Source organism: Embleya sp. NPDC001921, assembly GCF_053594475.1.
Window position 1 is genome coordinate 74,753 of the sequence record NZ_JBSFEO010000044.1, and the last position, 13,121, is coordinate 87,873.

The 13,121-nt window shown below is 69.9% G+C and carries 11 protein-coding genes and 1 pseudogene; 5 read left to right on the forward strand and 7 right to left on the reverse strand.

Annotated features, from left to right (window positions below):
* Positions 1-59: 59 nt before the first annotated feature.
* The gene (locus ACWCPW_RS38805) at positions 60-548 is read right to left on the reverse strand and encodes a hypothetical protein (RefSeq protein WP_449766302.1); all 489 of its coding nucleotides are present in this window, start codon (positions 546-548) and stop codon (positions 60-62) included.
* A 64-nt stretch (positions 549-612) separates the two neighbouring features.
* The gene (locus tag ACWCPW_RS38810; RefSeq protein WP_449766303.1) at positions 613-960 is read right to left on the reverse strand and encodes a GntR family transcriptional regulator; all 348 of its coding nucleotides are present in this window, start codon (positions 958-960) and stop codon (positions 613-615) included.
* Between the two features lie 201 nt (positions 961-1,161).
* Here ACWCPW_RS38810 and ACWCPW_RS38815 point away from each other — a divergent pair, with 201 nt between their 5' ends.
* The 4 genes and pseudogenes from ACWCPW_RS38815 to ACWCPW_RS38830 all read left to right on the forward strand — a co-directional run bounded on the left by ACWCPW_RS38815 (position 1,162) and on the right by ACWCPW_RS38830 (position 4,546).
* Positions 1,162-2,340 (forward strand): DnaB-like helicase C-terminal domain-containing protein, encoded by a 1,179-nt coding sequence (locus ACWCPW_RS38815; RefSeq protein ID WP_449766304.1) that lies wholly within the window; start codon positions 1,162-1,164, stop codon positions 2,338-2,340.
* Positions 2,337-3,023, forward strand: a complete 687-nt coding sequence (locus ACWCPW_RS38820) for a hypothetical protein (RefSeq protein WP_449766305.1) — start codon at positions 2,337-2,339, stop codon at positions 3,021-3,023. The genes ACWCPW_RS38815 and ACWCPW_RS38820 overlap by 4 nt, the downstream gene beginning before the upstream one ends.
* 62 nt (positions 3,024-3,085) lie before the next feature.
* Positions 3,086-3,669: pseudogene (locus ACWCPW_RS38825) on the forward strand (transcriptional regulator).
* 616 nt (positions 3,670-4,285) lie between these two features.
* A complete protein-coding gene (locus ACWCPW_RS38830; protein ID WP_449766306.1) occupies positions 4,286-4,546 on the forward strand; it encodes a hypothetical protein in 261 nt (86 codons plus the stop codon).
* 95 nt (positions 4,547-4,641) lie between these two features.
* Here ACWCPW_RS38830 and ACWCPW_RS38835 read toward each other — a convergent pair whose 3' ends face one another.
* Positions 4,642-5,142: a hypothetical protein gene (locus tag ACWCPW_RS38835; RefSeq protein ID WP_449766307.1), complete on the reverse strand. Its 501-nt coding sequence runs from the start codon at positions 5,140-5,142 to the stop codon at positions 4,642-4,644.
* 32 nt (positions 5,143-5,174) lie between these two features.
* A complete protein-coding gene (locus ACWCPW_RS38840) occupies positions 5,175-5,834 on the reverse strand; it encodes a DUF4062 domain-containing protein (protein ID WP_449766308.1) in 660 nt (219 codons plus the stop codon).
* A 196-nt stretch (positions 5,835-6,030) separates the two neighbouring features.
* Here ACWCPW_RS38840 and ACWCPW_RS38845 point away from each other — a divergent pair, with 196 nt between their 5' ends.
* The gene (locus ACWCPW_RS38845; protein WP_449766309.1) at positions 6,031-6,861 is read left to right on the forward strand and encodes an IS5 family transposase; all 831 of its coding nucleotides are present in this window, start codon (positions 6,031-6,033) and stop codon (positions 6,859-6,861) included.
* 606 nt (positions 6,862-7,467) lie between these two features.
* Here the strand turns inward: ACWCPW_RS38845 and ACWCPW_RS38850 are convergent.
* The 3 genes from ACWCPW_RS38850 to ACWCPW_RS38860 form a co-directional block, all read right to left on the reverse strand.
* Positions 7,468-9,969: a tetratricopeptide repeat protein gene (locus ACWCPW_RS38850; RefSeq protein ID WP_449766310.1), complete on the reverse strand. Its 2,502-nt coding sequence runs from the start codon at positions 9,967-9,969 to the stop codon at positions 7,468-7,470.
* Between the two features lie 886 nt (positions 9,970-10,855).
* Complete coding sequence (locus ACWCPW_RS38855; RefSeq protein WP_449766311.1) at positions 10,856-11,350, reverse strand: hypothetical protein; 495 nt, start codon at positions 11,348-11,350, stop codon at positions 10,856-10,858.
* 68 nt (positions 11,351-11,418) lie between these two features.
* Positions 11,419-13,005, reverse strand: a complete 1,587-nt coding sequence (locus ACWCPW_RS38860) for a CHAT domain-containing protein (protein WP_449766312.1) — start codon at positions 13,003-13,005, stop codon at positions 11,419-11,421.
* Positions 13,006-13,121: the final 116 nt, after the last annotated feature.

The following is a 13,121-nucleotide window of genomic DNA, read 5'->3' on the forward strand; positions in this document are numbered from 1 at the left end:
CCGGCGGCGCTCGCCGACGTGCCGGACAGCCTGGTCGACGCCTTCTTCGCCGGGACACTTCAGTGTGAGGCGGCCTCGCGGATGACGGCGACGGCCGCAGGGGCGTCCGGCACCGTGATGGTCACCGTACGGCCGGAGTGCAGCGTCAGGCGCAGGGCCGGCCCGGAGCGGAGCGTGCAGCACGTCCGGCGCGGGGTCCACCAGAAGCCGTACACGACGGACCACACAGACAGGTCGATGACCTCGGCGTGGGCGATCTGCGCGAACCGGTACCTGCAGCGCGGCAGGCCGAGCACACCGAACCGGACCGTCACACCGTGGGGGCCCGCAGCGGTACGGACGCTGGCGGAGGTCAGCACCTCGAGCAGCACGCCGGTGCTGATGGCCAGCAGCAGGATCACCAGTTCGCCGTGGTCGCCCGCCGCCATGTTGCTCAGGGCCACCAGCGGCACGACCAAGGCGACGCTCAGCACCACCATGGGCCAGTTCGTGGCCCGTCCGGTGTAGACCGAGTGCCGGCCGGGGCCGGCGAATGCGGAGGTCGTCATCGGGTCTTGTCCTCTCCCCAGATCTTCTCAGTCACGCCAAGACGCTCGGCGAGCGTCCTGTGGGTTACATCAGTCGCTCGATGAGACGGATCAGGTCGCTCTGGCCGAGGCCGTACCGGCGTGCCTCGGCCACCAGGGCCTGGGCGGCGTCGAGCACAGGCGACGGCTCGGGCACCGCGGACGCCACCCGCGCGCCGCGGCCCCGGCGGAATTCGAGCAGCCCCTCGTCGCGGAGCTGCCGGTAGGCGGCCAGCACGGTATTGCGGTCGACTGCCAGCGCTTCGGCCAGCTCGGCAGCCGGGGGCAGCTGCTCGCCGACGGCCAGATCGCCCGCGGCCACGCCCTGGCGGACGCAGCGGGCGACCTGGTGCGGGAGCAGCTCTCGCGACGTGTGATCGATTACCCATCTCATAGTGCTAGTATTATCAGCACTATTTGGAGTTGGGGTCAATACCGGGCCGGCCCGGTTCGCCGGTGCGCACCGCCTGGTCCTGCGCGCCGACCAGAGGGTGTCTGAGAAGGGGTGTTCAGGGAAGCCGGCTTGGTAGTCGGTTCTCTCAAGGGATGCGGGTCATGGTCGGGCCACGCGCTGTGTACGGGACGGATCTGTCCGATGTGGAATGGGAGGTTCTCGCGCCTCTCGTCCCGCCGCCGAGGCCGGGAGGTCGACCGCTCAAGCGCCCCCGGCGCGAGATACCCCGACAAGCCGAATGCGGTGCTCTCGTGTACGCCCGGCCGCCCCCGCGCCGACATCGCCACCCGCCTGACCGCGGCCGCCGCCGGGGTGGACCACCGCAGGCTGCGCGCGGGCACCCTCACCGACCTCGAACGCCACGCCGCCGACGCGGCATCGGCGCGCCTGGCCGCCGGGGGACTGCTCCTGGACGACGGCGCCGACCTCACCCTGGACCTGCTCCGCGAGACCGCCGCCGACATCGCGGGCCTGCGCCTGGTCGCGGTGGACCCGCTCAACGACCTCCTGCCCGGCGCGGCCGGCCTCGCGGGCCGCGATGTCCGCCATGGTGTGGCCGCGTTGCGGCGTCTGGCTGCGGATCTGGACGTGCCGGTGGTCGCCGTGTGGGAGACGAGTGCGGGTGAACCTCACGAGGTCGGCGCGGCGTTGGCCGAGGCGGACACCGTGGTGCATCTGACGCGTGAGGGTGAGCAGGCGTTTGCGATCGTCGCCGAACGCGACCTGGGCAACCATCGCCCAGGCGGCCCTGCACGCCGACCTCGCCCACGTCCGCTTCACCGACCCCCCACCGGCCTCGACCGCCTCGAACGGGACCGGCTCGGCCGGGCCGGACGACGCGGCGCCGCCCGACACCGCCGAGCCCCCCGTCCCCGCTCCTCGCGAACGAGCCGAGGGCCGACAGGACCGACCCGCAGCCGGCCCACCGGCGACCTCACCCCGCACAACGACCACGCCCGTCCGCGGGACCACCCACACCGCGTCCACCGCGTCGAAGCCGGCGCGCAGGGTTGTGGTGGACACCGACGAGGACCCGCTGCCCGGTGCGATCGCCGGCGCGGTCGCCGAGGAACTCGCCGCCGCCGAGGGCGACATCACCGCCGCGAGCGAGGCCTTGGCCCGCCGGGCGATCCCGGACGTGATGGAGCTCCTGGGCCTGTCCCGGGCCGGGTCCCGCTACGAGCACCTGGTACCCGCCCCTGCCCGACCTGCTGCGCAAGCGCAGCAAGGAGTAGTCGGACGCGGTCTGGGAGGCCCGCCCCAAGTGGCGCAACAGGCACCTGCCCCCGGGCGATCACGAGGTCGTCGCGCTGGACATGAACGCCGCGGACCTGTCCGCGCTCAAGGCCCACCTGCCGATCGGCCCGCTCGAACGCCGCGCCGGCCCGGAGTTGGACGACTTCGACGGACCGCGCGGGCGCAAACGCCGCCGCGCCGGGATCTACCTCGTCGACCCCCCGGCCTGGGAGCACGACGATCTCCCGAACCCGCTCGGCGACCGGGACGAGCCCGGCCCGCTGTGGATCACCGACCCCACCCTGCGCCTGCTCCTGCGGTGCGCGTCGCCCGCCTACGGGCACATGTGCGAGGAACCGCAGATCTTGGAGTCTTGGACGGCGGTGGCGACGGAGAACCTTCTGGAGCGGTTGCGGACCGCGCGGCGCGACGCCCGCGACGCCGCGATCGCGGACGGAGACGACGTCACCCTGGACTATGTGAAGCAGATGTACGCCAAACTCGTGTCCACGATGGGTGGTTCGAACTACAACCGGGAGATCAACCGTCCCGACTGGATGCACATCATCCGCTCCCAGGCGTTCTCCAACCTGTGGGTCAAGGCCTTCAAGGCCCACCAGGGCGGCCTCACGGTGGTGCGGGTGATGGGCACCGACGAACTCCACCTCACCGGCGGCGACTGGCGCACCGCCTTTACCGAGGGCCGCGGCGTGGGGGACGTGAAGATCAAGGAGACCTACACCCTCCAGGCCAAGGACAAGAGCTGATGCCCCACACCACCGATCCCGCCGCTCCCACCACCTCCTCGCCCGAGAGGACCTGACCCCACATGCCGTACCGCTCCCTGGAGCCCGGCAAGTACGGGATGCGCGGCATGCGCGCCTCCGCCCTGGCCGCCGAGCGCCTGGACGAACTCGCCGACGGCGTCACCTCGCCCGTCGACACCGAACGCGGGCTCGCCGCACGCCTGCGCTACCTCACCGCCTCCGGCGCAGGCTACGAGGCGATGGACACCGCCGGCATCGCCGTCAAACCGCGCACCCTGGCCGCGTGGCTCGCCGAGGACCGAATCCCCAATCGGGCGAACCTGCGCCGGATCGATACCGCGTACCGCGTTCTGCGCAGGCGCGATGTGGCCCGCTCTCTGACCCGGCGGCTGAACAACGACGGCCGCGGCACCCGTGTGGAGTTGCACCCGCACGACCAGTCCGGGGTGCGCGAGCCGCACCGCCGATCGGGCGTGGCCGGCCATCGCAGCGTCAACGTCCGCCGCTGGGACGCCATCGTCCGCGCGCCTGGGCGACCGGCGACGAACACGGACCGGACGAGTTGTGGACCGACGAGGTCCTGGCCGATCTCGGTTCGGACTGGGGCGGCTACGAGTTTTCCTCAGGCGTGGGATTCGCGGCCTGATCTGCAAGTTTGCCGGCTCTCGGGCTGCGATTCACCAGCCTGGAGGACCCAGGACACGCCGTTCCGGCGGTGGGTGGTCGACGGGCTCGCCGCAGCCGGCTCCACTCTCCCCGCCGAGGCCGCCTCCTCCTTCGCCCCCGCGAACCGCTACCGCGGCCTGAGCGACACGCGCGCGGAACTGATCGCGATCCTCACCGACACCAGCGTCGAAGAGGTGCGCACCGCGCACAAGGCCGACCTCGAGGACTGGGCGCGGGAACCGGAGCTGCGGGATCATCCGGATTCTCGCCGTCCTCGACGCGGACCTGGACCGCATCCGAGGCCGCTCCTGACCCGGGGGCTCCGCCCGGCTGCGCCGGTCCTTCCGCGAGATCGTCTGCCGCCGGACCCGCCTGGGCCACCTTGCCCTCGCCACCGCCAAGGAGGGAGGCTCCGCCACTGACGGCGCACGGCCCTGGGCGACGATCTCCACGTCGCCGAACGAGCGCGATCGCCGCACAGGGTGGGTTCGCGTCGGCTCGTCGACGAACTCGAAATCGGTGAACCGGCACGTCACCGGTGTGCCCGCTGCTGTACTGGACGCCGGGTAACGACGCGGAGTGCGGGCGCGGAAACGATGATCGGCTGGCAGAACATGGCGTGGGTGGTGTGGCGGATCAACGTCGACGACCCGGACCGATCGGCCGGTGAGGAGCCGGACCTGGCCGAGCGTACCGAGCAGGCGATGACCGAGCGCGCCGCCACGGTGGGCTGCGTGTACGAGAACTGCGTGGACTACGACTCGTCCGAGGACGGAGTCCCGTACTACGCCTGGTGGGTGCGCATCCCGCAGGTAGCGCCAGCACCGCCGCACGCGCCCGCTCAACGGCGGACTTGAGCCGGATGGCCGCCTGCGACCACGCGCTCTGCTCGGCCCAGACCTCACTGACCGTCGTGTTGTCCGCCAGTCCATGTCATACCGCGTCTGGCCCTTCACCCAGCGGCGCGTAGAGCCAGCAGGTTCTGTCGGTCGTCCGCAAGTGGCGGGAGATGGATGCGGTTCTTAAGCCTCACCAGTCGGGCGAACGCGTCGGCTCTCAGGACGGTCAGCAGCCCGACCGGCTGGGGTGTGGCACGGGCTTTCTCCTCCTTGTCCAGCCATTCCAGGGCCGACTCCCAGTCCGCGAAGTACGCGTACGTGTAGCAGAGCAGTCGACAGGCGTTCGCGTCCTTCTCCTGGGCCAAGGTGAACGGCAACGACAGGATGCCCTTGCTGCCCCGAAGTAAGGCCTGCCTGCGCTCCGACGCCCAATACTGTCGATACGCGACGTGGGCGGCCCGGAGATGGGTCCGGGCCTCCCGGACATTGGCCTCCCGTTCGGGACTGTCGGGCCGTGACTTCATGGCGCTGAGCGCCGCGGCGAAGTGCACGTCGCCGATGGCGCTCAGCGCCTGCGTGAACGCGCTGCCGCGGAAGAAAGTGTTCAGCGCCATCACGGAGGTCAGAGGATTGATCGAGGGGTCCACTACGCGGTTCCCTCGGGAGAGTCGTCGGGCAGTTCGTCAGCGATCACGACTCCCAGCGCGAAGGCCGTCGCCTTGCCCAGCCAGCCGCCTGGCCCGCCGCGGGGCCGGGTCGAGTCGGTCATCCGTTCCTGCCACTGCGCTTGCACCAGTGCCTGGTACAGGAGGGTTTCGAGTTCGGCCGGGCTGCGTACCTTCGCGCTGACGAGATCCGCGTCCCGGACGTGTCCGCGGAACTCCCTCTGCCGGATGTCAGGGTCTGTGGTCCCGAAGAACTCCGCGGGCAGGTCGACCGTGGGCTGTTCGTCGACGAGGAAGAGGAGCCGGGGAATGGCCATGGCGGTGGCCGTCTCCAATTCGAGCTCCACATAAGAGTGATGCGGCTCGTCCCGCACCGGAGAGCCGTAGCGGAACCCGATGATGCCCACGTAGATGTCGCAGGACCGTACCTTGGCCCGGCAGACCTCGGCCGCTGTCCCGAATTCAGCGGTCCACCATTGCATGTCGACCGGAGCCCACGCCACCCTGTTGACCGCGCCGACCGCCGCGTCCAGGAAGGACCGATCGGATGGATGCCGCGCGATGTCACGCGTATGGCTGAGGAAGACCCTCTTCGGCCCACCGGGACCTAAAGCCGCAGCCTGCGGATCCTGTGTTGACAAACGCGGCCCCCGGATGACGCTCCATCAAGTATGGGTGGTTCTACCCGCCTTTATGGTCCGTCGAACCCGCGTCAGCAGTGGCCGGCGGGGCCTCAGAGTGCGGGATGTGGCGTTCCGTCGCTCTCGTCATCGCTCGATGGTGCGACGTTGGGGCGTCGCTGCCAGTCGGACGTTCGAGCTTCGCTCGGGTTGTGGCATGAACATGCGCAATCCGTACCCGAGCGATCTCACCGATGAGCAGTGGGAGCTCGTCGAACCCGTGATCACCGCACGGAAGGCCCGGCATCCGTCGGTCAGCGGGCATCAGGGAAAGTACGCGATGCGGGAGATCGTGAACGCGATCCTGTACCAGAACCGCACCGGCTGCCAGCGGGAGTTCCTGCCCCACGACATGCCTCCGCCCGGTGCGGTGAAGTACTGCTCCTACCTCTGGCGCGACGACGGCACCGACCAGACCGTGCACGACCTGCTGCGGTGGCATCTGCGGGAGAACAAGAAGCGATCAGCCGACCCGAGCCTGATCGTCATGGACACCCAGAGCATCCACGTCTCCGTCGGGGTGCCGGCCACCACGACCGGCAAGGACGCCTCGAAACGGGTGCCGGGCAGGAAGAGATGCCTGGCGGTGGACACTTTGGGCCTGGTCGTCGAGGCCGTCGTGCTGCCGGCGTCCGCGCACGACAACGCCGCGGGCACCGCCCTGCTGGACGGCGTGGCCGCACAGACGGACAGGGTCGAAAAAGCCCTCGCCGACCAAGGGTTCAAGAAGACCGTGGTCGATCACGGCAAGCAGTACGGCATCGACGTGGAGATCGTCGAGCGCAACCCGGCCGACAGCGGCTTCGTCCCGCAGGCCAAGCGGTGGATCATCGAGCAGACCAACGGGATCCTGATGTTCTACCGGCGTCTCGTGCGCGACTACGAGCACCGGCCCGCCGGCTCCCGCTCCCGGGTGTTCTGGGCGATGACCTCCGTCATGGCCCGCCGCCTCACCGGATCCACCATCGCCTCCTGGAGGACGGCGTGAGCGACAACCCGCAGATCAGGGCCGTCCTGGAGTACGTCGAGGCCCGTGAGGCCGAACTCGGGGAGCAGGCTTGAGAGATCCGCTCCCGCATTGAGGACCTCACCGCCCGGCTGGGGGAACTCGACGCGGAAGGCGAGAACTTGCGCATCACCCGCAAGACGCGCCTCGACATCCCCGCACCGGCCCCCGCCGACGAACCGGCCCGACCCGACGTCCCGGACCACCCGGCCTACCAGCAGATCCTCACCGCCTTCGCCGACACCGCAAAGCCGCTGCGCGCCCGCGACCTCTGCCAAGCCCTCGACCCGGCCATCGTCCCGAAGAACACCGAAGGGACCCGGTCCAAGCTGAAACGCCTGGTCACACGGGGCATCCTCACCGAACCCGAGCCGGCCTGTTCGCTCGGCCCGGCCCCTGACCGTCCACTCGCCCCGCCGACCAGGGGTCCTCACCCAGACCCAGCCCCGAAATGGACATCAGCCCATATATCGCACTCTCACAACTGCAGCGGCTTCGAAACAGCCCCGAGCATGCCTGCTGATCAAGCCGGCGCGGCTGATCAAGCCAGCGCGCGGGAAAACTCCAAGATCCCCGACAGAGTCAAGCTCAGAGGGTGTTCAGTCGGGTGCGTGTCTCGTCCGCTTCGGGGGACCCCATGGCCGTGTACAGCGCGAGTGCCGTCTCCCATTGTGTCCGCGCGACGGCATCCTCACCGCGTAGGTGCGCGAGGCAGCCCAGTTCGTAGTGGGTTCTGGCGATTCCCGACCGGTCGCCCACGACCGCGTAGGCGGCAGCGGCCCGGTCGATGTGCTCCCGGGCGGACGCCTCGGACCCGGTGAGTCGGTCCAGGGTGCCCAGTTCCAGTTCCGTCCAGGCGAGTCCGCGCCGGTTCCCGATGTCGAGGTAGATGGTCCACGCTCGCTCCAGGGCTGTTCGCGCGGCGGTGGTGTCACCGTTCACCCGATGCAGGGTGCCCAGTTCGACGAGTGCGTCGCCGGTGTTCCTCCGGTCGCCGAGGTCGGTGAACACGCGCAGGGCGGCGGACAGGAGGGTCAGTGCCTCGTCACGGTCCCCGGTGATCCGGGCGAGGATGCCGAGTTCGCGGTCGGTCCAAGCTTGTTGGATCGCGTCGTCGGTGCGGTTGCAGATGTCGCGGGCGCGGAGAAAGTGATGGCGGGCCTGCGTGTGGGCCCCGGTCTGGCGGCACACGGTTCCCAGTTCGATGTGGATCCAGGCCTGGTTGCGTTCGTTCCCGACGAGGGCGAACAGGGCGAGGGCCGCATCCAGATGCTGGACCGCGCCGTGGTAGTCGCCGGTCAGACGGCTCAGCATGCCGAGAACGCCCTCGCTGTCGGCGTGGCCCCGGGTATCGCCTGTCTGGAGGAACAGGGCGCGGGCCCGTTCCGCGCGGATGGCCGCCTCCTGGTACCGGCCGCGGTGATGTTCGATGTTGGCCAGGTCCGCGTGTGCGTTCGCCTGGCCGAGGACGTCGTCGAGGTCGACGAACATGGACAGCGCCCGGCGGGCGTGCGCGTCCGCGCGGGGGTACTCGGACAGGGTTCGTGCCATGCGGTCGAGCCACAGGTGACACACTGCCTGCCCCCGCCGGTCGTTCGCGACGACCGCCAACTGCATTGCGGAACGGTTCAGTTCCTCGGCCTGGGGGATGTTGCGGTGGAAACGCATGTAGGAGGAGACGCCGCCGACGAGCCGCCACGTGCCGTCCCAGCGCCGGTCGATCGCGAGGCGGATCACGGCGCGCAGATCGTCGAAGTACACAGACATCCAACTCAGCGCCTCGGTCTCGCTCATCGGTGGCAGGACCGCGCCGTGGCGGTCCCGGGTCGCGCTCGTGGTCACCGGAGCCCTGGTGTGGACTCCGAGTTCGTCGATCACGTCCAACGTCCTGTCGAAGAGCCGTGTCAGGGCTCGCTCGTCCTCGCCGGCGTCGTCGTGGTCCCGGGCGTCGGCGAGTGCGAGGGTGCGGACCAGGTCGTGGAATCCGTATCCGTGCGGGTCCGGTCGGTTGAGCAGGCCCAACCGGTGCAACTCGGCCAGCGAATTTTCGGTGTCCGTTGCGGGCAAGCCCGCCAGGGCCGCCACGAACATGGCGGTCACGTGCGGTCCGGGGTGGAGGGCGGCGCGACGCAGGACCAGACGCTCCCGGGGACCCAGCCGGCCGAACGAGGTGGTGAAGACGCCGATCTCGGGTACGGGACCCGTCGTTCGTGCGGCCGGTGGTCCGCTTCCGCCGACGAGTTGGTCGACGGCGTGCCGGATCGTCAACGGCAGTCGGTGGACGGCGGCGAGGTCCCGGATGTCGTCGTTCGGCAACGGGTAGGAGGCCCGCCGGACGATCTCACCGATCATGTGCTCGGCATCCTCGGCCGACAGCCCCTCGAGCCTCACGTGGAGGTCCGGATCCAGACCGGCGATCAACCGTCGGGCCGTCACGACGACCAGGCACTGTCCGGAGCCGGGCAACAGGCGCAGCACCTGGTCGGTCGTGACGACGTCGTCGAGAACCAGCAGGACGCGACGGCTCGCCGTGGCGGCACGCCACCCCGCGGCCAACCGGTCGATGTCGAGCACGGTGCGGGACATCCGCGGGGCGAACGTGGCGAGTGCGTCGAGCAGGACGTCCCGGACGTCGACGCGACTCGACGGGCCGCCATGGCTGCGAAAGGCCAGGAAGAGTCGGGCGTCGGGGAACCGGTCGGCCGATCGATGCGCGGCCTGGGTCGCGAGTTCGGTCTTGCCGACACCGGCCTCGCCGGTGATGAGGAGGACCGCCGCCCGATGATTCGTGCGGCTCGGATGGGAGGCCAGGCTCGCCAACTCGGTCCGACGACCGGCGAAGACCGCACTCGCCGGCGGGAGCGTGGAGACCCCATGCTCGGCGGGTCGTTCCGGCGCGTTCGTCGGCGCCGGCAGATACGTGGCCCCGGCCGCGCACAACGAGACCAGCACGAGCAACGAGACGAACAACCACCAGTTCCACTCGGACGTGATGATGTTGGTGATCGCGCCGGCACCCGCCCCCAACACGGGACCCGAGGCGAGTATCGCGGTGTCTCGACGCCGCCGCGCCGGTGACTGACTGGACAACCGAACTCCCGATCTCGTGGTGGTCGGACAGGACGACTGGCGGCACCGGACGTGCGCGATCGTCGCCGCTGTCGAAGCGGTCGACGACCGGCCGAGACCGTGGACACGGAACGCCAGGGCCTCGCCCGAGGCCGTGACGCCCCGGGCGATCGCGGGCATCGTGGAGACGCGGAAGGCCGGTTGCGATCGGGACCCGCAGGCGTCGACCATGCCGCCGACGAACCGGACGCCCCCACCGGGAACGAATGCGCGAGCCGCCGGCGACGGTGTGCGCGCAGGCGCATCGGTCCACCCGGGTACACGCCGACGGACCCCCGGATCCGGTCGCGCGCTCCTGTCGGCCCGCCGATCGGCCCAGTGGCTCCTGCCCCATTTGCGGCCCCCCGCCCGGGGCGCCCCTCGCGCCGCCGTCCCCGAAAGTCTGTCCCGTCCTGGGCGGCGCGAAGCCCCGGCCACACCGCGGACGGCTTCGGCACGACGGGGACGGCGCTCCTCGAACGTGGCCCCGACGCACATCGAGTCGCACCTCGGACTGTTGCCGGCTCCGGCTCGCCTGGCCGGCATCATCACCCGGTGCCTCGATCATGATCCGAACGGCCGTGCGACGCCCACCGAAATACTCGAACAGCTCGATCACAACGAGTCGTCTGAGGACTGGCTGCCGCCTCCCGTACGCACGATGACTGACTGGCACGTGGGGGGTGCGTCATCCTTCGGGAGCGGGGAAACCGTCCCCAGCCCCCTCCTTCTGCCCACCCGACATGAAAGGCCTCGTCCCGGCTCGGGTCTCGCCACCTGCGGTTCACAGGAATGCGGCAACAGGGGCTCTCCATGGGAAGTGAGAAGGGGGCGTCGATCGTGGCCGCGGGCAGCAGGGCAGGGATTCTCAGATGTGTGCGGACGGCAGCGCCGCCCACCGGGCGAGAGAGTTGTCCCAGATCCATTGGGTGTGGTTCGGGAAGGGTGTGGTGTCCAGCGAGGCCAGGGCACGGAGGGCCTCGTTCAGCACCGTCTGCGCCGGGGCGTCGTTACGGAAGATGAAGAGGTGCCCGCGTTCGCCGTCCAGAACAGCCTTCGCGGAGTCTTGGTGCGTCGGTGGCACGGGGGCGGGATGTGGCGGTTCCGGGGCCACCCCGAAGCCCAGGAGAGTCAGCAAGCGTTCTCCCAAACCTTCGCCGGCGCGTTGCATCATGCCCTCGAGGAACGGTTTCAGAGGCGTGACCACGACGACGACGAAGGCGAGTACCTCGACCAGCGCCATATCGTCGTCGCAGTAGGCGCGTGGTTCGCCTCCGAGCTGGGCGATCAGCTCTTGGGCCTCCCTGACCACCGTGTCGTCCAGGCCGTCGATGTCGATTTCAACAACGGGCTTGCCATTCATCAGCGTTGCCTTTCTGGAGGTCTGGTTCCTTTTCGGTGCAACGGCTGCCCGAGGTCGTCTCTCGGACATCACCCGGCTGTGCAGGTCCAGCCGGCCCAATGTTCCGGCGAGGCGAACCGGGCCGGCATGAGTGCGTCCCGGGGGTTGCCGATATCGCGACCTGCCGTCGCGAGTTCCTCGGGGGTGGCAGTGCGCAGCCAGTCCTGGGCGACGGCGAGCGCGTGCGGAGGCGTTCGGTGGTTGTGATGAAGTTCGAGGTGGAAGCGGTGCAAGAGCAGAGTTGCTGCGCGCTCGCCGGTCTTCCACAGCGACGCAACGACGCAGCGGGCCCCCGCCTGGAGCAGCACACCGGGGAATCCGAGAGCTTCGTCCGGCAGTTGCGCGGAAACGGCTGCGCCTTCGCAGGCGCACAGGACCACCAGTCGTCCTGCCAATGCGTCGGCCGCGATGAGGTCACGCACGCTCAGAGCACCGTCGGCAAGGAGAAGTGCGCTGTCCAATGGGTCGACGTCGTCGGCGTGTCCGTGGCAGTGGAAGTGGAGTGTCCCAGCGAGACGCGCGCCGCGCCGTACCTCCGCTGTCGTGGCCGCTCGCACTACTCTCCGCCCTGAATAGAGGCGGGTGAGTGCTGTGGCCTGGATGTCTGCGCGCTTCAGCTCTCGCGGGAGTGTCCCGCGGAAGCGCGCTGCGACGCGGACGGCGGTGATCAGTACAGTCTCGGGCGCTGCGGTTGTCCGTCCGGCGTGAAGGAGGAGACGCGCGCTCGGTGCGTGCCGGACCGCAGGCCCGCGCTCGGTCGGAAGGCCTGCCCCAATGGCTTGTCTCAGGGCCGCGCCAAGAGGCAGTAAGGCCATCGGGCCGGCTCCGATCACGGTGATCGTGTCGGTGCCCGGGGGGTGGTAGACCGGGCGCAGGGCCTTGGTGAGCAGCTCGAGGGCGTCACCCAGAATGCCCGGGAGGAGTCGGCTGGACGCGGTCTGGCGAACCGCAGCGGTGAGACGGCCGGTTTCCTCACGTGTGAGTGCCGGCAGTCGCACGGCGGCGGGCGGCCTATCCGGAGTGATCGTCACGGCAAGACCGCCCGCCTGCGCTGCGGCCAGGTAGACCAGAGGTCCATGCCGGCCGGCGGCGGTCTGCAGCAATTCGGGTCGCGGGATCATGCCCGGTCCGGCCGCATCGACGCCGGTGCCCAGAATGTGGGCGATGCGTACTTCGAGTTCGCGGAGACGCGCGTGAGCGTCGGCGAGCGGGTCGCCCGTTCGAATCCCGAAGGAGACACCGCCCAAGGTGACCGTCGGCGGGGCAGGCGGGATGTCTCCGTGGGCTTGGCTCCGCAGGAGGGAGGCCAGCGTCCGCTGGGCCGCCAGGTACTCGAGGAGCAGGACGTCCTGGCGGACGTCGCGCAGTCGCCCAAGCTCCGCCGGCCCATTCACGCCGATGAGGCGTCCCAGAAGCATGGCTCGGCCTCCTTCCAGCGCCTGCGCCGCCTTCCATGGGAGGTTGGCGCGGTACTGGTACCACGCCGTCTCGGCGGCGAGGCCCTCGGCCGCGATCAGGGCGGTCTCGCGGGAGTCCCAGCGGACTCGGGCGTCGAAGGCCCTTGTCAGGCTGATCAACTCGTCCCAAGAGGCTTCGGCCGCAGTATCCACGTCCATGGCCGTGAGTGCGCGTGGCGTATACGCGGGTCCGGGCCAGGGCGCGGCGACCGCCCAGCGACCCCTCTCAGCGGCGGCGCCACGGCGGGCCTCTTCCGCAGTGGCCGGCGGACGTC

Coding starts and splice junctions, on each gene's coding strand:
- ACWCPW_RS38855 (WP_449766311.1), bottom strand. CDS start 11,350: ATGAATGGCAAGCCCGTTGTTGAAATCGACATCGACGGCCTGGACGAC.
- ACWCPW_RS38820 (WP_449766305.1), top strand. CDS start 2,337: ATGAACGCCGCGGACCTGTCCGCGCTCAAGGCCCACCTGCCGATCGGC.
- ACWCPW_RS38845 (WP_449766309.1), top strand. CDS start 6,031: ATGAACATGCGCAATCCGTACCCGAGCGATCTCACCGATGAGCAGTGG.
- ACWCPW_RS38835 (WP_449766307.1), bottom strand. CDS start 5,142: ATGGCGCTGAACACTTTCTTCCGCGGCAGCGCGTTCACGCAGGCGCTG.
- ACWCPW_RS38830 (WP_449766306.1), top strand. CDS start 4,286: ATGATCGGCTGGCAGAACATGGCGTGGGTGGTGTGGCGGATCAACGTC.
- ACWCPW_RS38815 (WP_449766304.1), top strand. CDS start 1,162: ATGTGGAATGGGAGGTTCTCGCGCCTCTCGTCCCGCCGCCGAGGCCGG.
- ACWCPW_RS38810 (WP_449766303.1), bottom strand. CDS start 960: ATGAGATGGGTAATCGATCACACGTCGCGAGAGCTGCTCCCGCACCAG.
- ACWCPW_RS38805 (WP_449766302.1), bottom strand. CDS start 548: ATGACGACCTCCGCATTCGCCGGCCCCGGCCGGCACTCGGTCTACACC.
- ACWCPW_RS38860 (WP_449766312.1), bottom strand. CDS start 13,005: ATGGACGTGGATACTGCGGCCGAAGCCTCTTGGGACGAGTTGATCAGC.